This window comes from Rhizobium sp. 3T7 (assembly GCF_020166565.1).
GTDB lineage: Bacteria > Pseudomonadota > Alphaproteobacteria > Rhizobiales > Rhizobiaceae > Rhizobium.
On record NZ_JAIQXS010000006.1, the window covers coordinates 117,574 to 136,194 of the forward strand.

Annotated in this window: 19 protein-coding genes; 9 read left to right on the forward strand and 10 right to left on the reverse strand. The window is 59.7% G+C overall.

Annotation, left to right across the window (positions count from 1 at the left end):
- Window positions 1–216: 216 nt before the first annotated feature.
- From rplS to K9B32_RS11310, 6 genes are all read left to right on the forward strand, one after another.
- Window positions 217–753, forward strand: a complete 537-nt coding sequence (gene rplS, locus K9B32_RS11285) for a 50S ribosomal protein L19 (RefSeq protein WP_007794379.1) — start codon at window positions 217–219, stop codon at window positions 751–753.
- Window positions 754–945: 192 nt separating this feature from the next.
- Window positions 946–1,818 carry an aldo/keto reductase family oxidoreductase gene (locus K9B32_RS11290; RefSeq protein WP_224561962.1) on the forward strand — a complete coding sequence of 291 codons (873 nt, stop codon included), beginning with the start codon at window positions 946–948 and terminating at the stop codon, window positions 1,816–1,818.
- Window positions 1,819–2,018: 200 nt separating this feature from the next.
- Window positions 2,019–2,816: a transporter substrate-binding domain-containing protein gene (locus K9B32_RS11295; RefSeq protein ID WP_224561964.1), complete on the forward strand. Its 798-nt coding sequence runs from the start codon at window positions 2,019–2,021 to the stop codon at window positions 2,814–2,816.
- 22 nt (window positions 2,817–2,838) lie between these two features.
- A complete protein-coding gene (locus K9B32_RS11300; RefSeq protein ID WP_007794386.1) occupies window positions 2,839–3,660 on the forward strand; it encodes an amino acid ABC transporter permease in 822 nt (273 codons plus the stop codon).
- A 245-nt stretch (window positions 3,661–3,905) separates the two neighbouring features.
- Window positions 3,906–5,315, forward strand: a complete 1,410-nt coding sequence (gene leuC, locus K9B32_RS11305; RefSeq protein WP_007794390.1) for a 3-isopropylmalate dehydratase large subunit — start codon at window positions 3,906–3,908, stop codon at window positions 5,313–5,315.
- 111 nt (window positions 5,316–5,426) lie between these two features.
- Window positions 5,427–5,963: a SixA phosphatase family protein gene (locus tag K9B32_RS11310; protein ID WP_224561966.1), complete on the forward strand. Its 537-nt coding sequence runs from the start codon at window positions 5,427–5,429 to the stop codon at window positions 5,961–5,963.
- Window positions 5,964–6,018: 55 nt separating this feature from the next.
- On the opposite strand, the gene K9B32_RS11315 is transcribed toward K9B32_RS11310, so the two are convergent.
- On the reverse strand, window positions 6,019–6,849 hold the full coding sequence (locus tag K9B32_RS11315) for an aldo/keto reductase (RefSeq protein WP_224561967.1): 831 nt from the start codon (window positions 6,847–6,849) through the stop codon (window positions 6,019–6,021).
- A 141-nt stretch (window positions 6,850–6,990) separates the two neighbouring features.
- On the reverse strand, window positions 6,991–7,539 hold the full coding sequence (locus tag K9B32_RS11320) for a L,D-transpeptidase family protein (RefSeq protein WP_411969700.1): 549 nt from the start codon (window positions 7,537–7,539) through the stop codon (window positions 6,991–6,993).
- A gap of 144 nt (window positions 7,540–7,683) precedes the next feature.
- Here K9B32_RS11320 and K9B32_RS11325 point away from each other — a divergent pair, with 144 nt between their 5' ends.
- Window positions 7,684–8,367 (forward strand): response regulator transcription factor, encoded by a 684-nt coding sequence (locus tag K9B32_RS11325; protein WP_224561969.1) that lies wholly within the window; start codon window positions 7,684–7,686, stop codon window positions 8,365–8,367.
- Between the two features lies 1 nt (window position 8,368).
- Complete coding sequence (locus tag K9B32_RS11330; RefSeq protein ID WP_224561970.1) at window positions 8,369–8,821, forward strand: cyclic nucleotide-binding domain-containing protein; 453 nt, start codon at window positions 8,369–8,371, stop codon at window positions 8,819–8,821.
- Window positions 8,822–8,825: 4 nt separating this feature from the next.
- Here the strand turns inward: K9B32_RS11330 and K9B32_RS11335 are convergent, their stop codons facing one another.
- The 6 genes from K9B32_RS11335 to tesB all read right to left on the reverse strand — a co-directional run bounded on the left by K9B32_RS11335 (window position 8,826) and on the right by tesB (window position 16,375).
- Window positions 8,826–9,629, reverse strand: a complete 804-nt coding sequence (locus K9B32_RS11335) for an exodeoxyribonuclease III (protein ID WP_224562263.1) — start codon at window positions 9,627–9,629, stop codon at window positions 8,826–8,828.
- Window positions 9,630–9,748: 119 nt separating this feature from the next.
- Window positions 9,749–10,420, reverse strand: a complete 672-nt coding sequence (locus tag K9B32_RS11340) for an outer membrane lipoprotein carrier protein LolA (protein ID WP_007794412.1) — start codon at window positions 10,418–10,420, stop codon at window positions 9,749–9,751.
- 135 nt (window positions 10,421–10,555) lie between these two features.
- The gene (locus K9B32_RS11345; protein WP_224561971.1) at window positions 10,556–13,219 is read right to left on the reverse strand and encodes an FtsK/SpoIIIE family DNA translocase; all 2,664 of its coding nucleotides are present in this window, start codon (window positions 13,217–13,219) and stop codon (window positions 10,556–10,558) included.
- Window positions 13,220–13,460: 241 nt separating this feature from the next.
- Window positions 13,461–14,900 carry an ammonium transporter gene (locus K9B32_RS11350; RefSeq protein ID WP_224561972.1) on the reverse strand — a complete coding sequence of 480 codons (1,440 nt, stop codon included), beginning with the start codon at window positions 14,898–14,900 and terminating at the stop codon, window positions 13,461–13,463.
- 28 nt (window positions 14,901–14,928) lie between these two features.
- On the reverse strand, window positions 14,929–15,279 hold the full coding sequence (locus tag K9B32_RS11355; RefSeq protein WP_007794422.1) for a P-II family nitrogen regulator: 351 nt from the start codon (window positions 15,277–15,279) through the stop codon (window positions 14,929–14,931).
- Window positions 15,280–15,490: 211 nt separating this feature from the next.
- Window positions 15,491–16,375: an acyl-CoA thioesterase II gene (gene tesB, locus K9B32_RS11360; protein WP_224561973.1), complete on the reverse strand. Its 885-nt coding sequence runs from the start codon at window positions 16,373–16,375 to the stop codon at window positions 15,491–15,493.
- On the opposite strand from tesB, the gene K9B32_RS11365 reads away from it, so the two are divergent.
- Entirely contained in the window at window positions 16,344–17,675 is a 1,332-nt protein-coding gene (locus tag K9B32_RS11365) for a ubiquinone biosynthesis hydroxylase (RefSeq protein ID WP_411969702.1), read from the forward strand. The genes tesB and K9B32_RS11365 overlap by 32 nt on opposite strands.
- Here K9B32_RS11365 and K9B32_RS11370 read toward each other — a convergent pair whose 3' ends face one another.
- Together K9B32_RS11370 and K9B32_RS11375 are read right to left on the reverse strand one after the other, a co-directional pair.
- Window positions 17,676–17,864, reverse strand: a complete 189-nt coding sequence (locus K9B32_RS11370) for a Trm112 family protein (RefSeq protein WP_007794429.1) — start codon at window positions 17,862–17,864, stop codon at window positions 17,676–17,678.
- Window positions 17,865–17,873: 9 nt separating this feature from the next.
- On the reverse strand, window positions 17,874–18,539 hold the full coding sequence (locus tag K9B32_RS11375; protein WP_224561977.1) for an LON peptidase substrate-binding domain-containing protein: 666 nt from the start codon (window positions 18,537–18,539) through the stop codon (window positions 17,874–17,876).
- Between the last annotated feature and the right edge of the window lie 82 nt (window positions 18,540–18,621).

An 18,621-nucleotide genomic window follows, 5' to 3' on the forward strand; every position in this document is an offset into this window, starting at 1 on the left:
ACATTTAACGGTCGGGTTGACAAAATTTCTGGGCCGAAGGGGTGACAAAGCCTGCGCAATACGGTATGCGCACGCCCGGAATGGGAAAACTCCCATCAACCACGTAAAGAAAAACAGACGAATTCGCTCCTGCCCTCACCGGCAAATATCTGCGGCTCGACCAAGGATAGATCGTTCAGAGCGCTCTGGCTGTTGAACCAACAAAGAGGTTGAGTCATGAACATCATTCAGCAGCTTGAGGCCGAACAGGTCGCCAAGATCGAAGCCCAGCGCACGCTTCCGGAATTCTCCCCGGGCGATACCCTTCGCGTGAACGTTCGCGTCAAGGAAGGTAATCGTACCCGCGTACAGGCCTACGAAGGCGTTTGCATCGCTCGCTCCGGCGGCGGCCTGCAGGAGAACTTCACAGTTCGCAAGATCTCCTACGGCGAAGGCGTCGAGCGCGTATTCCCGGTCTACTCCCCGGCTATCGAAAGCGTAGAAGTCGTTCGCCGCGGTAAGGTCCGTCGCGCGAAGCTCTACTACCTGCGCGACCGTCGCGGCAAGTCGGCTCGTATCGTCGAGAACACCGGCACCCGCGCCCGCAAGCTGAACGACGCCGAGCGTCAGGCCGTTGCCGAGGAAAAGGCACGTCTGGAAGCCGAAAAGGTTGCAGCAGCTCAGGCGCTCGCAGCCGAAAAGGCAGCTCAGGAAGCCGCCGAAGCCAAGGCAGCAGCAGAAGCTGCAGCAGCGGCTGAGCCGGCAGCAGAATAAGTTTCAATCCTTAGCGATTGTTGGAAAAGGCGGCTTCTGGGCCGCCTTTTTTGTTGCGCGACAGCGTCCCGGGCAATCTCCGGTCCTTTACGAGCCATTGTCCGAAATTCCCAACAGCCCGTGCGGAATGTATGCCGTTATCGCCGGAGCGAACCTGCCCTATTTCTACCCCGTCTTTAAACGGAGTAGACCATGTCCAACCTTGAAAAATCGGGCACATTCACACTCGGCGACCGCACGGTGACGCGGCTCGGTTACGGTGCCATGCAGCTTGCTGGCAAGGGCGTCTTCGGGCCACCGAAGGACCGCGCCGAATCGATAGCTGTGCTGCGCGAAGCGGTCGAAAGCGGCGTCAACCATATCGACACCAGCGATTTCTACGGCCCGCACATCACCAACCAGATCATTAGGGAGGCGCTGCACCCTTATAAGAGTGATCTTGTGATCGTCACGAAGATTGGAGCAACGCGTGGCCTAGACGCGTCGTGGAATCCGGCCTTCACAAAGGAAGCACTGACGCAGGCGATCCATGACAACCTTGAGAATCTCGGCCTTGACGTGATCGATGTGGTCAATCTGCGAGCCATGTTCGATGTCCATGGCCCTGCCGAAGGATCTCTAGAAGAACCGCTGACCGTCCTCGCCGATCTTCAGCGCCAGGGTCTCATCAAACACATTGGCCTCTCCAATGTCACCGCCAAGCAAATCGCGGACGGGCGAAGGATTACCGAGATCGTCTGCGTTCAAAACCAATATAACCTTGCGCATCGCGGGGATGACGCGCTGATTAAACAGCTTGCGGTGGAAGGGACTGCCTACGTGCCGTTCTTTCCGCTTGGCGGCTTCACGCCATTGCAGTCGTCCACGCTATCTGATGTTGCGGCGGAGCTCGACGCAACACCGATGCAGGTAGCTCTTGCTTGGCTCCTGCAGCACGCGCCAAACATCCTGCTGATCCCCGGCACCTCATCACGTACCCACCTCAGAGAGAACCTCGCGGTTGCCGATATCGCCTTGCCGGACGACGCCATCGAGAAACTCGACGGCATTGCAAAGACTGGCTAACCTCTTGGACCTGGACCAAACGGAATGTTCTGCGGGTACTGGCAGTGATATTTGCGACCTATCCCCGCAAAAATCTTTGCATGGAAAAGCGGTCTTTGGGCCGCCTTTTCTGTTTTTGGGTGAGCGCATGCGGCAATGCTCTTGCCATTCGCTTCGCAACTATGACAGGTTTCGCGGGCTATATTTCGGGGAGATACTTAATGCCGTTCCGCCGCACCGTCCTTGCAGGACTGACCGCTTTAATCCTGTCGCCGCTGGCGACGTTGGCCGCCGACCTTCCGGACCTGAAGGGCAAGTCGGTCGTCGTCGTTACTGAAAATGCCTATCCGCCGCTGCAGTTCGTCGACCCGAAGTCGGGCAAGGCCATCGGCTGGGAATATGATGCGATGAACGAGATCGCCAAGCGGCTGAATTTCAAGGTCGAGTACCAGAACACCAGCTGGGACGCGATGATCCAGGCCGTCTCGGACAACCAGTACAACATTGGCATGACCGGCATCACCATCAAGGATGATCGCAAGGCCAAGGTGGATTTCTCCGATCCCTACATGCGCTCGCAGCAGTTCATGCTGGTGCGCGGCGACGAAAGCCGCTTCACCGACGCCAAGACCTTCGGTGCCTTCAATGACGGCCTCGTCGGCGCCCAGCCGGGCACGTCGCCCTTTTATACGGCTGTCTATGAAATCCTCGATGGCAACGAACAGAACCCGCGCGTCAAGCTCTTCGAAACCTTCGGCGCCACCGTTCAGGCCCTCAAGGCCGGCGATGTCGACGTCGTGCTGACCGACAGCGTCGCGGCCAAGGGCTATGTCGATGCCTCTAACGGCGGCCTGAAGGTCATCGGCGGCCCGCTCGGCACCGAAGACTTTGGCTTCATCTTCCCGAAGGGCTCCGATCTCGTCGGCCCGGTGAATGCCGCGATCGCAGGCCTGAAGGCCGACGGCACCTTCGATGCGCTGAACAAGAAGTGGTTCCTCGACTACAAGATGGGCGAATGATCGTGTCTTCGGTTAACGCGTAATGGCTCCTCAGCCAGCCCCAAGCGGGCATAGTAAGGGCGACTACCCCTGGTGGCTGGTCGCCCTTGTCGCGATCGGCATCGTCCTTGCCGTCGTCATCATCACCAACGACATCTATGCGCAGGTCTTCCGCACTGTCTTCAACGGCGTCGGCGTCACCATTTTCGTAACGCTGGTGGGATTTGCGCTGGCGACCATTCTCGGCCTCGGCATCGCGCTGCTCGGGCTATCCGACAGCATTGCGCTCCGCCAGATCTCGCGCTTCTACATCGAGGTCATCCGCGGCGTGCCGATGCTGGTGCTGCTGTTTTATGTTGCCTTTGTCGGCGCCCCCGGCATCGTCGCCGCCTACAACTTCCTGACCCGCCCGCTGGTCCAGGCCGGTTTGAGCGAACCGGTGATGGTGCGCGACTTCTCGCTGATGTGGCGAGCGATCATCGCGCTGATGATCGGCTACTCCTCCTTCATCGCCGAAGTCTTCCGCGCCGGTATCCAGTCGGTCGACCACGGCCAGATCGAGGCCGCCAAGGCGCTCGGTCTGTCGCGCTATCATCGCTTCCGCTTCGTCGTCTTCCCGCAGGCGATCAAGGTGATCTTTCCGCCGCTGTCGAACGATTTCGTTGCCATGGTCAAGGACAGTTCGCTGGTCTCGGTGCTCGGCGTCTCGGACATCACGCAGATGGGAAAGATCTACGCCTCCGGCTCGTTTCGCTTCTTTGAAACCTATTCGATCGTCACCTATATCTACCTCATCCTGACAATCGGTTTGTCGCTTGCGTTGAGGCAAGTGGAGAAGCGGATGCGCGGGAAAGACCGGCGCTAGCGTCCGAATGATTCGAATTGCCGCCGTCGCGAAAAATTGGTATGTGACAGCGCATGGAATCCAAGTTCAGTTGCATTGGGGCGCATATTTTCGTGCTGCAGGATCATTACCGCCTGCCGGCACGCTTCTTTGCGGCCGTTTCCGGTGCACTCAACAGCCGACTTCGTTGATCGAAAGACGGCCCGGCGGACCTCACCGCCACCAGCTCCATTTCTCCATACGCATCCAAGAACGGACCTATCGCCATGAGCGCACCGCGTACCCTTTACGATAAGATCTGGGACGACCACCTGGTCGATCAGCAGGACGACGGCACCTGTCTTCTCTACATCGACCGCCACCTGGTCCATGAAGTCACTTCGCCGCAGGCTTTCGAAGGCCTGCGCATGACCGGTCGCAAGGTCCGCGCGCCTGAGAAGACGTTGGCTGTCGTCGACCACAACGTCCCGACCTCGCCCGATCGCCATCTCGGCATCAAGAACGAGGAGAGCCGTATCCAGGTCGAGCAGCTCGCCATCAACGCTGCCGAGTTCAATGTCGAGTACTACTCGGAGAACGACAAGCGTCAGGGCATCGTCCACATCATCGGACCGGAGCAGGGATTCACGCTGCCTGGCATGACGATCGTCTGCGGCGACAGCCACACCTCGACGCACGGTGCCTTCGGCTCACTCGCCCATGGCATCGGCACGTCTGAGGTCGAGCACGTGCTCGCGACCCAGACGCTGATCCAGAAAAAGGCCAAGAACATGCTGGTGCAGGTCGACGGCGTGCTGCCGGCTGGCGTCACCGCCAAGGATATCGTGCTCGCCATCATCGGCGAAATCGGCACCGCCGGCGGCACCGGCTACGTTATCGAATATGCCGGCGAAGCCATTCGCGCGCTGTCGATGGAAGGCCGGATGACGATCTGCAACATGTCGATCGAAGGCGGCGCCCGTGCCGGCCTGATCGCGCCTGATGATACCACCTTCGAATACATCAAGGGCAAGCCGCGTGCGCCGAAAGGCGATGCGCTGGAACAGGCAATCGCTTACTGGAAGACCCTGAAGTCGGATGAGGGCGCGCATTTCGACCGCGTTGTGAAGCTCAACGCCGCCGAACTGCCCCCGATCGTGTCCTGGGGCTCCTCGCCGGAGGACGTCATCTCCGTTCAGGGCGTCGTTCCGAACCCGGACGAAATCCCGGAAGAGACGAAGCGCGCTTCCAAGTGGCGGGCGCTTGACTACATGGGCCTGAAGCCCGGCACCCCGATCACCGAGATCAACATCGACCGCGTCTTCATCGGTTCCTGCACCAACGGTCGTATCGAGGACCTGCGCGCCGTAGCCAAGGTCGTCGAAGGCAAGACCGTTGCCTCGACCGTCAATGCCATGATCGTTCCGGGCTCCGGCCTGGTGAAGGAGCAGGCAGAGCAGGAAGGCCTCGACAAGATCTTCAAGGCCGCCGGCTTCGACTGGCGCGAGCCTGGCTGCTCTATGTGCCTTGCCATGAACGACGACCGTCTGAAGCCCGGCGAACGTTGCGCCTCGACCTCGAACCGCAACTTCGAAGGCCGCCAGGGCTTCAAGGGCCGTACGCACCTGGTCTCTCCAGCGATGGCTGCCGCTGCCGCGATCGCCGGCCATTTCGTCGATATTCGCGAGTGGAACTAAGATAGGAAGCCTCCCTTTCGCAAACGAGGGGAGGCTATCTCAGCAGACACCGGACGCATTCGGTGAGACAATAGCGGCGTTCGAACCCTGAACACCTTTCGGATGGGCAACATGAACGCCGCAAAGTCGACCGCCAAACGGCGCCTCCTCCTTCTTCGTCACGCCAAATCCGCATGGCCGGCAGACGTTGCCGACCACGACCGTCCGCTTGCAGGTCGCGGAGAGAAGGCAGCCCCGCTGATGGGCCGCTATCTTGCCCGTGAAAGGCTTACTCCTGATCTTGTACTGGTGTCGTCAGCTCGCCGCACCCAACAGACTTGGGAGCTCATCGCCAAAAAGCTTCCATCCTCAATTGCAAAGCAGGATACCGAAGACCTGTACGAAGCCTCCGCGGCCAAAATCGCTACGGTCATAAAGTCGATCGATCCATCGGTTCGGACGCTTATGCTGATAGGGCACAATCCTGGCTTTCAGGATCTTGCTGATGGCCTGATCGGCGCTGGCGATCCGGAGGCATGTTCTGGCATCAGGCAGAAATTCCCGACGGCCGCCCTTGCGGTGATCGACTTCGATGTCGATCGCTGGAAACAGCTGAAGCCAAAAGGCGGCACGCTGGAACGGTTCGTCACGCCGCGCTCGCTTGCCTAAGCGAAAGCTGCGTCTCCCTCCCCTGACATGGAGAGAAGGGAGAGCAAAGTTTAGATCAAAAGTTGGCGGTGTAGGGATCAGGCCCCATGCGGGCGCTCTTGTCGTCGAGCGTGGCAATCGCCGCCATGTCGGCCGCATCAAGCTTGAAATCGAATACCTTGAAATTCTCCTCGATCCGCGATGGCGTCACCGACTTCGGAATGACGACGAGGCCGCCATCGATATGCCAGCGGATGATGACCTGCGCCGGCGTCTTTCCGTGCTTCTTGGCGATCTCGCCAATCGTTGCATCGGCGACCAACTTGCCCTGACCGAGCGGGCTCCAGGATTCGGTGACGATGTTCAGCTTCTTGTGTGCTTCTTGCGACGCCTTCTGCTGGAAATCCGGATGCAGCTCGATCTGGTTGATAACGGGAACGACGCCTGTGTCGCCGATGATCTGCTCCAGATGATCGGGATAGAAGTTCGAAACACCGATGGAACGGGCGCGGCCTTCTTCCCTGATCTTCACGAAGGCCTTCCAGGTTTCGCGATACAGCCCGCGGTGCGGCGATGGCCAGTGGATGAGGTAGAGATCGACATAATCGGTACCGAGCTTCTTCAGGCTGCCCTCGAACGCGCGCATGGTCGCGTCGTAGCCCTGGTCTGTGTTGCGGAGCTTGGTGGTTACGAAAATGTCCTTGCGACTTAGTCCGGACGAGCGGATGCCCTCGCCGACGCCTTCCTCGTTGTCGTAGCCGGAAGCCGTATCGATGTGACGATAGCCGGCGGCAATGGCCGTGCGGACCGTCGGTGCTGCAATCTCCTGGGGTGTCTGCCACACGCCGAGACCGACCTGGGGAATGGAATGTCCGTCATGGAAAGTGATGATGGGTTGTTGTGCCACAACATATCTCCGGAAGTTTGAAGAATTGGACGGGGCGTAGTTGAACCCGCAGCCTTTGCGGACTTCCCTGCGCGCATTTCAGCCCTTGCGCCGGTCGAAGAGGCATATAGGTCAGCTCGGCTGGTTTATCACCCCCGCACATCAAAGAACGCGTACGGTGGTGCCCTTGCGCATGAACGGAAGAAGACGCCGCATATCGCGCGGATGAACGGCCACGCATCCGGCGGTCGGCTCGTAGCCCGGTTTGATCAAATGGAAGAAGATTGCCGAACCGCGATTCCGCGCGCGCGAAGTGATGTTCCAGTCCATGACGAGACAGACATCGTACAGCCCGTCCTTGCGCTTCATTTCCTCGTGGCTCGGTCGAAACGGCGTTTTGACGAGCCTATTGTAATTCGCATTCTCGGGCTGGTCACACCAGAGCATTTCCTCGCTGATGCGACGAATCGCGAGCGGCGTCTCAAGGCGCACGGGCCGCTCACCGCGGCGGAAGCCGGAAAGCAGCTTCATCGAGGCTATGGGGGTGGCACCATCTCCCTCGCGCTTGAGAACCGTTCGGCCTGAACGACCGATTGCGGCGGGCACCCTAATCGTGCCGAGCTGGACCAGAGCCCGACTTTTTTTGCCCGGTGCAGGACGAACGACAAGGATCATCGACTTTATCCGCCTCGAGCGCCTTGTTTTCTCCATTTTTCTCACATGTGTTGGCCATTGCTAGGATCACGATTGAAATCACATAGCATCGTATACGACAACAGCTTGGTCGCCCGATCTTTGCCAATGGTGGAAAATTGGCGTAGGACTAACGGGACCGAAGGCGAGGGATAGAGCCGCATGACTGCACGCACCATTCTCTTGGTGGATGATGATGACGACCTCCGGGAGACGCTCACGGAGCAGCTTTCTCTCTACGACGAGTTCACGGTCCTTCAGGAAATGACGGCGGCCAAGGGGGTCGAGCGCGCGCGATCCACGCCGATCGATCTGCTGATCATGGACGTGGGCCTGCCCGATATGGACGGCCGCGAGGCTGTGAAGCTGCTGCGCAAGGGGGGACTAAAAGCCCCGATCATCATGCTGACCGGCCATGACACGGACTCGGACACGATCCTTGGCCTGGAAGCAGGTGCCAACGACTACGTGACCAAGCCCTTCCGCTTTGCAGTTCTGCTTGCACGCATCCGCGTGCAGCTGCGCCAGCACGAGCAGAGTGAGGACGCCACCTTCAATGTCGGCCCCTACGTCTTCAAGCCGAGCCAGAAGCTCCTTACCATGGACAGCGGCCAAAAAATCCGCCTGACCGAGAAGGAAGCGGCGATCATTCGCTATCTCTACCGCGCCGAGCAGAAGGTCGTCACCCGCGACGTGCTGCTGGAAGAGGTATGGGGTTACAATTCCGGCGTGACGACGCATACGCTGGAAACCCATGTCTATCGTCTGCGCCAGAAGATCGAACGCGATCCCTCCAACGCCGAAATTCTGGTAACAGAAAACGGCGGTTACAAGATCATACCGTAAGATGGCACTGAACGATGACATCCGACTGTTGTCGCAGCTGCCGCTGTTCCACGGCATGTCCGAGGATCAGCTGCGGCTGATCGCCTTCGGTGCGGATCGACGCGTCATTTCAGCCGGCCAGATGCTCTTTCGGGAAGGCTCGCCGGCGGAAAGCGCCTATGTCATCCTTAGTGGGGGCGTGGAGCTCAGCCGGACCGGCCGCGGCCAGCCGGAAATCCAGAGCACGGTCGGACCCGGCACGCTTCTATCCGAACTTGCGCTGATCACCCTGGTCGAGCGCAAGTTTAGCGCTGTTGCGACGGAAGACACCAGCATCATCCGTATCACCCGCTCGCTCTTCCATCGGCTGATCGAGGAATATCCGGATGCCGCCCGGCTGATCGAGAGCCGCATCCGCGACAACATCGCCGAGCTCGCGGCAAAAGCCGCGGCCCAACTCCACCGCTTCGCCTGACAGATCAGAGATCGAAATGCGCCGTGACCGGCACATGGTCGGACGGCCGTTCCCAGCCGCGTGCTTCCTTCAGGATATCGATGCGCTGCAGGTGCGGTCCAAGGTCCTTTGAGCTCCAGATATGGTCAAGGCGGCGGCCACGATCGGCCGCTTCCCAGTCCTTGGCGCGATAGCTCCACCATGTATAGAGCTTTTCGTTTTCCGGGATGTGCTGCCGCATCAAGTCGAGCCAGGCGCCACGTTGCATCACCTCGAGAAGACCTTCGGTCTCCACAGGCGTGTGGCTGACAATCTTGAGCAGCTGCTTGTGTGACCAGACGTCGTGCTCGAGGGGGGCGATGTTAAGGTCGCCGACAAGGATTGCCGAAGTGTTCGCCTCGCCATTTGCCTTGAGTCGTTTCATTTCCTCGACGAAATCAAGCTTGTGCCCGAACTTCGGATTGATCGTCCGATCCGGTTCGTCGCCGCCGGCTGGTACGTAGAAATTATGCAGGCGAATGCGCCGGCCACCGCGCGCGAAGACGGCCGAGATGTGTCGCGCGTCGCCGACGTTGCAGTAGTCCTGGCGGTGGTCCTCGACCAGTGGAAAGCGCGAGGCGATGGCAACACCATGATAGCCCTTCTGGCCATGGATGATGATGTGTTCGTAGCCCATCGCGCGCAGCGGCGAGGCAGGAAACAGGTCGTTCGGAACCTTGGTTTCCTGGAGACAGAGGATGTCAGGCTTGTGCTTGAGGACGAATTGCTCGACGATCGGCATGCGCAGCCGCAGAGAATTGATATTCCAAGTAGTGACGGAGAAGCCCATTCGATTGCCTTTCAAAACCAGATGAACTGGCTTTAGAGCATAGGCTGCGTCGACGGAACGGATGCGCAAAGAAAAACGCCCCGCGGAATAGCAGGGCGTTTCGTCTGTAAACAGCAAGATTAGTCGCGGTAAGCGGCCGTTCCCGGGATCACTTCGTAGGGTACCCTGAACACCTTGTCGTCGAACTGGACGCCGGTCTTGACGTTGAAGACCATTACCGACGTGTCCTTGCCCTGGTTGTCGGTGATCGTCCACTGGCGAAGATCATAGGTCTTCGGATCGAACATCATCGTAATCGTCGAGTTACCGAAAACCGTGTTGTTGCCGAGGGCGATCGTCGTCAGGTCGGACTCCTGCTTGACGCTCTTCACCGAACCGGCCGACAAATCGATACGCTGCGCCAGCAACAGGCTGAGCGGCGTCTTGGAAAGCGGATAGAGATCCCAGGTCTTGAGCTTCATGTTTCCGACAGCGACGTTCTTCCCGTCCGCGATGACACGGATCGGTGACGGGTTGTCATAGTTGAAGCGCAGCTTGCCGGGACGCTGGATGTAGAACTTCCCACCCGTCTGCTCGCCGCGCGGGCCGAACTGAACGAATTCGCCCTGCATCGTGCCGACACTCGAGAAGTGGTCCGCGATCGCCTGTGCTGTAGCGTTGTTGGAAGCAGCGGATGCCGCCTGGGCATAGGCAGCAATTGGAATGGCAGATGCCGCAGCGACCGCCAGCGTACCCAAAAGATGGCGCCGGGTCAGCGAGATGCGGTCCATGATGGAATCGGAGTTGTTCATCTATGTCTCCTTTATGCAATTTGAATGCTGCGGAAACGCGGCGCCTTCATGGCGTAGTTCGCAGACCTGCATAAACTAACGGTTTCGAGGCAATCAGGTTTCCGTGAAGCCGGCGTCATTCAATTGCTGCCGGCTTCAGCGGTCGAGAATATCGCCTTCGGTCGGAACCAGAATCTCGCGTTTTCCAGCATGATTGGCGGGACCGATGATGCCTTCCTGCTCCATCCGCTCGATCAGTGATGCGGCGCGGTTGTACCCAATGCCAAGTCTGCGCTGAATATACGACGTTGACGCCTTTCCGTCACGCAGAACAATCGCGACCGCCTGATCGTAGGGATCGTCGGAATCGGAGAGATTGGACGCTCCGGCCGGACCACCGCCGTAGTCGCCATCTTCGTCGTCATCAGCCGTGATGGCGTCGAGGTACTGCGGCGCACCTTGCGTCTTCAGATAGGAGACGATCTCTTCCACTTCCATATCGGCAACAAACGGGCCATGGACACGTTGGATGCGTCCGCCACCGGCCATATAGAGCATATCACCCATTCCGAGCAGCTGCTCCGCGCCCTGTTCACCGAGAATGGTGCGGCTGTCGATCTTCGATGTTACCTGGAAGGAGATGCGCGTCGGGAAGTTCGCCTTGATGGTGCCGGTGATGACGTCGACGGAGGGACGCTGCGTGGCCATGATGACATGGATGCCGGCCGCGCGCGCCATCTGCGCCAGGCGCTGCACCGCGCCTTCGATGTCCTTGCCGGCGACCATCATCAGGTCTGCCATCTCGTCGATGATGACGACGATGTAAGGCATCGGCTGCAGGTCGAATTCCTCCGTCTCGTACATCGCCTCGCCGGTATGGCGGTCGAAGCCCGTCTGCACGGTGCGCGAGATCACTTCACCCTTGGCAAGCGCCTGTTCGACGCGGCTGTTGAAGCCGTCGATGTTGCGGACGCCGATCTTCGACATTTTCTTGTAGCGCTCTTCCATCTCGCGGACGGTCCACTTGAGAGCAACGACGGCCTTCTTGGGATCCGTCACCACAGGCGAGAGAAGATGCGGAATGCCGTCATAGACGGACAATTCGAGCATCTTCGGATCGATCATGATCAAACGGCACTGCTCGGGCGTCATACGGTAGAGCAGAGACAGGATCATGGTGTTGATGGCAACCGACTTACCGGAGCCGGTCGTACCAGCCACCAGCAGGTGCGGCATCTTCGCCAGATCCGCGATGACAGCCTCACCGCCAATGGTCTTTCCGAGCGCCATGGCGAGCTTCGCCTTCGAGCCTTCGAAGTCCCGCGATGCGATCAGTTCGCGCAGATAGACCGTTTCGCGCGTCGAATTCGGCAGCTCGATACCGATGGCGTTGCGGCCCGGCACGACGGCGACGCGAGCGGCGATCGCGCTCATCGAACGGGCAATGTCGTCGGCAAGGCCGATGACACGGGACGACTTGATGCCGGGAGCAGGCTCCAGTTCGTAAAGCGTCACGACGGGACCCGGACGAACATGGATGATCTCGCCCTTGACGCCGAAATCCTCGAGCACGCCTTCGAGCATACGCGCATTCTGTTCCAGCGCATCAGCGGACAGCGTCGAATCCCGCACGACATTCTTCGGTTCGGCAAGCAGGTGCATCGACGGAAGCTGGAAGCCTTCGGGACGAATGAACGACCCCTGCTGCTCGCGTTCGACGCGGGCACCAGGCTTCGGCCGCGCCGCAGGCTGCACGACGCGCGGCTCCGGACGCCCGCCAGTAGACTTGGCCGGCGCGCGCATCATCCAGTCGTCGTCATCAGGCAAGATATCGGCCGGCCGCGGCGGCATGTCGTCGAACGGCAGATCGTCGTCCTCGTCGTCATCATTGAGCGAAATGGAGGGCGCAGAAACGATACGACGCTGCGAAGCAGCGCGTGGGTCCATCGATGGCTCCATGCGTTCTCCGCGCCCGGTCGGCGTCTTGGCGCGAACCGGCTCGTTCAGCTTGCCGAACTCGTCATCGTTGAAGTCGTAGGGCGACTCGAAATCCTCCTGCCGCCGCTTGCGCGGACCCATGCCGAGCAGGCGACGCATACGCGCCTGGCTCATATACCAGGCGTGCGTCAGCGCACCGAAGGCAAGCCAGCCGCCGTCATCGTCGTCTTCGTCCTCGTCGCCCACCGAGCGCAGCTTGGAGCGCGTGTTTGCGTATTCGGCCTCGGCCTCGTCCTCTTCATCCTCGCTGCGACCGACGAGACCGGCGGCAAACAGCATCATCCACACCGTCGGGACAGCAAACACGCAGCCGACCGCGGTCGCAAATGCCCCGGTCGGATAGGCGCCAACAAACAGCGCCGGAAACCGCAGGATCATATCGCCGATGACGCCGCCGATGCCGTTTGGGATCGGCCAGGTGAGAGGCGGCGGGAAGCAACCGATGACGGCGGAGGAGAGCACGGAGCCGAGGCCCCATGCCGCGGCTCGCGCCGGAATACGACTGAAACGCCGGCCGGAGATCAGTGCGAGAGCCCAAGCGACGACCGGCAGCAGCGCGACGACACTGGCAAGACCGAAGAACTGCATGGCGATGTCGGCGAAAGCGGCGCCGCCGTAGCCCAGAATATTGCTCGGTTCGTTCCCGGTCGCGTAGGAATAGCTTGGGTCCGCGACGTTCCAGGTCGCGAGCGCTGCGACTGCCAATGCGAGCAGCAGGAAGATCGCGAAGCCAAAAAGGGTCTGCGCCTGCCGGAACATGAAACCCGAAAGGGAAAAACGGTCCGGCCGGCCATCCATTGCTGGCGATGTGCTTCTTGCCATGTGTGTACCCGTCCAATGCGTGAGAGCGTGCGAATCGCAAAGCGTCTGCGCTCAGTACCTTCGCCCCACCTAATCAGAGGACGGTTAAAGCGGTATTAACCATGCCGTCCCCACATCTTGCACCGGAAAATAAAAAAGCCCGAACCTGTGGAGGTCCGGGCCAAGAGCGGTCTATTCGGATGAATAGGCCGCGACGGGCTGTTCAGCGGCGCCTGCTTGCGCAGGCGCTGCAATGCCTTGATTACGAATGGTAGGCTGCTTCGCCGTGGGTTGCGAGGTCGAGACCTTCGCGCTCGGCTTCGACGGAGACGCGCAGACCGATGACGACATCGACGATCTTGTAGAGGATCGCGGAGCCGACGCCCGACCATACGATCGTCGTCAAAACGCCCTTCAGCTGAGCCAGAACCTGGGTTGCAGTACCCGGATAGCCCGCCGCGAAATCAGCCGTCGAATAGTCCACGATGCCCGCACCGCCGAGCGCGGGGTTGACCAGGATACCGGTGCCGATAGCGCCGAGAATACCGCCGATGCAATGAACGCCGAAGACGTCGAGCGAGTCGTCGTAGTTGAACTTGTTCTTGACGACATCCACGAAGAAGTAGCAGACCGGCGAGACGATGAGACCGAGAACGATCGAACCCATCGGGCCGGCGAAGCCACATGCCGGGGTGACGGCAACGAGACCGGCAACGGCACCCGAAGCTGCACCGAGCATCGAAGCCTTGCCGCGTGCGAAGTTTTCAACGAGGCACCAGGATACAGCAGCGGCGGCCGTTGCGACGAAAGTGTTGATCATCGCGAGCGAAGCATAGGCGTTGGCTTCGAGGTTAGAGCCGGCGTTGAAGCCGAACCAGCCAACCCACAGAAGCGAAGCACCGACCATGGTGAGGGTCATGGAGTGCGGAGCCATGATTTCCTTCTTATAGCCCGTCCGCTTGCCGAGCATGATGGCGCCGATCAGACCGGCCATACCGGCATTGATGTGGACGACCGTGCCGCCGGCGAAGTCAAGCGCGCCGTAGGAGAAGATCAGACCCGACGGAGAGGTGTAGGAGCTCGGACCGCCCCAGAACCAGACCATGTGTGCCATCGGGAAGTAGACGAACGTGACCCAGAGGATGACGAAGAGCATGACAGCGGAGAACTTGATGCGCTCGGCAAAGGCGCCAACGATCAGGGCCGGCGTGATGCAGGCGAAAGTCATCTGGAAGCAGACGAACGTCAACTCCGGAATGGCAACACCCTTCGTGAAGGTCTCGGACACGGTGGTCGTATCGACACCCGCGAGGAAGGCCTTCGAGAAGCCGCCGACGAAGCTGTTGAGCGAACCGCCGTCGGTGAAGGCCAGCGAATAGCCGTAGGTAACCCAGATGATCATGACCACGGCCGTGATCATGAAGACCTGCATGAGAACCGAGAGCATGTTCTTGGCGCGAACGAGACCGCCGTAGAAGAGGGCAAGACCCGGGATCGTCATCAAGAGGACGAGAACCGTGGAGATCAGCATCCAGGTATTGTCACCCTTGTCGACCGTCATCGCAGGAGCGGCAGCGGCAGCGGCGGCGGCAGGCGCAGCCGTCGTGGCGGCATCCTGCGCGAAGGCAGCGATCGGCGCGAGCAGCGCAGCCGACGCAGCAGCAAGCCGCGCATATGTGGAAGAAAACTTCGAAATTGACATTGAAAGAGGCTCCCTTGCTCTGCCGCTCTTACAGCGCTTCTGTGTCGGTTTCGCCGGTACGGATGCGCACGGCATGGTCGATCGAATAGACGAAGATCTTGCCATCGCCGATCTGGCCGGTCTTGGCGGATGACGCGATAGCCTCAACGGCCTTGTCGACGAGTTCGGAGGCAACCGCGATCTCGATCTTGAGCTTCGGCAGGAAGCTGACCGCGTATTCGGTGCCGCGGTAAATCTCAGTATGCCCCTTCTGGCGCCCGTAGCCCTTCACTTCGGTCACGGTCAGGCCCTGAATGCCGATCGCCGTGAGGGCTTCGCGCACCTCATCCAGCTTGAACGGCTTGATAATGGCCATCACAATTTTCATCTGGTTTTCCATCCTTCGTTACCCTCGGCGCGGAGCCGACTCTCCTTGCCACTGACGTTCCCGAACAGCGACTGGGGATATACATTCAAAGGGCGTGCCAGATTCGAGATGTGAAACTAACTCATTGAAAAATAAAAGTTATATAAATTGACGCCAATAAACAGGCAAATGATTGCCCAATAATCGCTCAGAAAATATCCAAATGAATAAATATGCCTATAATTTATTCATTTGCCCTTTTGCGAATCAGTCCCTCCTGCGCCACAGACGCAATCAAGACACCGTCTCTCGTAAACAGACTACCGCGGGTCAAGCCCCTCGCGCCCGAGGCCGAGGGGCTGTCCTGCGTATAAAGAAGCCAATCGTCGAGTTTTGTGGGCCGATGGAACCACATGGAGTGATCGAGGCTGGCGACCTGGATCGTCTGGTTGAAGATCGACGTTCCATGCGGATGGAGCGAGGTATCGAGCAGGGTCATATCGGACAGATAGGCAAGAATGGAAGCCTGATAGTACCGATCGTCGGGAACCGGCCCTGTTGCCCGAACCCAGACATGCTGTACCGGATCAAGCTTCTTGTCCGAGAAATAGTGCGTGAGCGATATCGGCCGGATTTCGATCGGCCGTTCGCGCTCCCAGTATTTGCGAATCGGGGCCGGCGCGTTTGCGAGGAACTGCGCCGCGATCTGCTGTTCATCGAGCAGCTTCTCGGGAACAGGCACCTCAGGCATGGCGATCTGATGATCGAAGCCGGGTTCCTCGATCTGGAACGAACAAGATAGGGCGAAAATCGCCTTTCCATGCTGGATGGCCACGGCCCGGCGTGTATTGAAACTCGACCCATCGCGAATCCGCTCCACCTGATAGACGATCGGCACCGAAGGATCGCCGGGGCGCATGAAATAGGCGTGCAGCGAATGCACGGTTCGGTCGCGCTCCACCGTACGCTGTGCCGCCATCAATGCTTGGGCGATGACCTGACCGCCGAAAACACGCTGCCAGCCTACCTGCGGGCTGCGCCCGCGAAAGATGTCGACTTCGATCGATTCAAGATCCAGCGTGGAAAGCAGGATCTCCATCGCAGTCGGTTTTTCGGTGTCACGCGTCATTTGTATAGCTCCGGACGGTAGGAAGTGCGGCAGCGATGATCTATATAGATCAATACGATATTCACAAGAAACGGAGCGGAACTCCATGCGGGACATGCTGGTTGTAGGCGCGGGTTATGTCGGGCTTTCCGCCGCTGTGGCGGTCAAGCAGGCGGCGCCTCATCTCGACGTCGCCGTCGTTGAAGCAGCGCCTGCGGGCGTCTGGCAGAAGGACATGCGCGCCTCGGCCATTATCGCCGCCGCCACCAGAATGCTTGAGGTTTTCGGCATCTGGGACGAGATAGAGCCCGACGCGCAGCCGATCACCAGGATGATCGTTACCGATTCGAAGACAGCCGATCCCGTGCGCCCGGTCTTCCTGACCTTTGATGGCGAAGTGGAGGATGGACGGCCTTTCGCGCACATGATTTCGAATGTCGCACTTGTTCGAGCACTCCGAGGAGCATGCGAACGGCTTGGCATCGAAATTCATCATGGCTTTAGCGCGACCGGGCTTTCCATTGCCGATACGCATGCAACGGTTACGGCCTCGGATGGCAGCGTGCTGGAAGCCCGGCTCGTCGTCGCCTGCGACGGCATCCGCTCACACCTGCGGGATCTGGCAGGCATCAAGACAGTCTCTTGGGACTACGGCCAGTCTGGGATCGTCACGACGATCGAGCATGAGCGTCCGCATCATGGATGTGCGGAAGAGCATTTCCTTCCGTCTGGACCTTTTGCCATTCTGCCGCTGAAAGGGAACCGCTCCTCGCTCGTCTGGACGGAGCCGACACCTGAAGCCAACCGTCTCGTCACATCCGACGATCTCATCTTTGAGGAAGAGTTGGAGCGCCGCTTCGGTCACAAGCTAGGTACCTTGAGGGTTGTCGGCGAGAAGCGTGCCTTCCCGCTTGGGCTGACGCTTGCGCGGGCGTTCGTGGCGCCGCGCGTGGCGCTCGCCGGCGACGCTGCGCACGGCATTCACCCGATTTCCGGTCAGGGCCTGAACCTCGGCTTCAAGGATGTCGCCGCCCTCGCCGAAACCGTCGTCGAAGCCGACCGGCTTGGCCTTGATATCGGCTCGATCAACATTCTCGAGCGCTATCAGGCATGGCGCCGCTTCGACACGTTCCGCATGGGCGTCACCACGGACGTGTTGAACCGGCTCTTTTCGAACGACATAGCACCGCTGCGCATCGCCCGCGATTTCGGTCTGGGTATCGTGGATCGCCTCCCCGGCCTCAAATCGTTCTTCATCGGACAGGCTGCCGGCACCACCGCCAGGGACAATCCCCGCCTGCTGGCAGGGCAGACAATTTAGTCAGTCGTCCAGCCCGCGCGCCTCTGAGACGAGCATGATCGGAATGCCATCACGGATCGGATAGGCGAGGCGCGCCTTCTCCGACACGAGTTCATTATGCTCCCTGTCATAGGTGAGCCGCCCTTTGGTCAGGGGGCATACCAGCAATTCTAGAAGCTTGGGGTCAACACGGCTTAGCTTTTCATCCATAAGATGATTCTACTGCAGAACCGTGTCCGAGTCACCGAAGACACGCGCCAGCACGATCTCTGTGATCGCGATCAGCGTTTCCGCCCGCGTTTTCAGATCGGGAGCCTCCAGGAGTGCCTGTTTTTCAGCCGGTCCGAACGGCGACATCATCGCCAGCGAATTGACGAGCGTCAGATTACTGGCGCGCTCGACGCTTTCCCAATCCGCCTCGAGCTTGTTTGCGTCAAGATAAGCTTTGAAGGCGGCGAGAAGCGCGGCCCGATCAACCGCATCCTCCTCGTCGCGTGCGGAAAGATCGGCGATAAAGGGCGCGATGCGGAAGGTTCGGAAAGGATGATGCGTTTCCTTTTCCTCAAGCAGGCGGAAACGGCAAATGCCGGTGAGGGAAACGATGTAGCGACCATCACCCGTTTCGGCGAACGAGGTAATGCGCCCAAGGCAGCCAACCGGGGCCAGATGACCCTCCCCCCCTTCCTGGTCGCCCAGTGCGGGCTGGACCATCCCGATCAGTCGATTGCCTGACAAAGCAGCATCGAACATGGCAAGATAGCGCGGCTCGAAAATATTGAGGGGCAACTGCCCTGTCGGCAGCAGCAGAGCGCCGCCAAGCGGAAAGACCGCGATCGTATCAGGCAGATCACCGGGCTTCAAATATCGTGCATTCCCCACTTGCATAGAGACTGGTCCTGCATTGCCAGCGGGCGCGACACGGTGCGCCCGCACAAACGGAAATGTGGGGCCCGCCTCCAAAAACACA

Coding starts and splice junctions, on each gene's coding strand:
- rplS (WP_007794379.1), top strand. CDS start 217: ATGAACATCATTCAGCAGCTTGAGGCCGAACAGGTCGCCAAGATCGAA.
- K9B32_RS11290 (WP_224561962.1), top strand. CDS start 946: ATGTCCAACCTTGAAAAATCGGGCACATTCACACTCGGCGACCGCACG.
- K9B32_RS11295 (WP_224561964.1), top strand. CDS start 2,019: ATGCCGTTCCGCCGCACCGTCCTTGCAGGACTGACCGCTTTAATCCTG.
- K9B32_RS11300 (WP_007794386.1), top strand. CDS start 2,839: ATGGCTCCTCAGCCAGCCCCAAGCGGGCATAGTAAGGGCGACTACCCC.
- leuC (WP_007794390.1), top strand. CDS start 3,906: ATGAGCGCACCGCGTACCCTTTACGATAAGATCTGGGACGACCACCTG.
- K9B32_RS11310 (WP_224561966.1), top strand. CDS start 5,427: ATGAACGCCGCAAAGTCGACCGCCAAACGGCGCCTCCTCCTTCTTCGT.
- K9B32_RS11320 (WP_411969700.1), bottom strand. CDS start 7,539: ATGGAGAAAACAAGGCGCTCGAGGCGGATAAAGTCGATGATCCTTGTC.
- K9B32_RS11325 (WP_224561969.1), top strand. CDS start 7,684: ATGACTGCACGCACCATTCTCTTGGTGGATGATGATGACGACCTCCGG.
- K9B32_RS11330 (WP_224561970.1), top strand. CDS start 8,369: ATGGCACTGAACGATGACATCCGACTGTTGTCGCAGCTGCCGCTGTTC.
- K9B32_RS11335 (WP_224562263.1), bottom strand. CDS start 9,629: ATGGGCTTCTCCGTCACTACTTGGAATATCAATTCTCTGCGGCTGCGC.
- K9B32_RS11340 (WP_007794412.1), bottom strand. CDS start 10,420: ATGAACAACTCCGATTCCATCATGGACCGCATCTCGCTGACCCGGCGC.
- K9B32_RS11345 (WP_224561971.1), bottom strand. CDS start 13,219: ATGGCAAGAAGCACATCGCCAGCAATGGATGGCCGGCCGGACCGTTTT.
- K9B32_RS11350 (WP_224561972.1), bottom strand. CDS start 14,900: ATGTCAATTTCGAAGTTTTCTTCCACATATGCGCGGCTTGCTGCTGCG.
- K9B32_RS11355 (WP_007794422.1), bottom strand. CDS start 15,279: ATGGAAAACCAGATGAAAATTGTGATGGCCATTATCAAGCCGTTCAAG.
- tesB (WP_224561973.1), bottom strand. CDS start 16,375: ATGACGCGTGACACCGAAAAACCGACTGCGATGGAGATCCTGCTTTCC.
- K9B32_RS11370 (WP_007794429.1), bottom strand. CDS start 17,864: ATGGATGAAAAGCTAAGCCGTGTTGACCCCAAGCTTCTAGAATTGCTG.
- K9B32_RS11375 (WP_224561977.1), bottom strand. CDS start 18,539: ATGCAAGTGGGGAATGCACGATATTTGAAGCCCGGTGATCTGCCTGAT.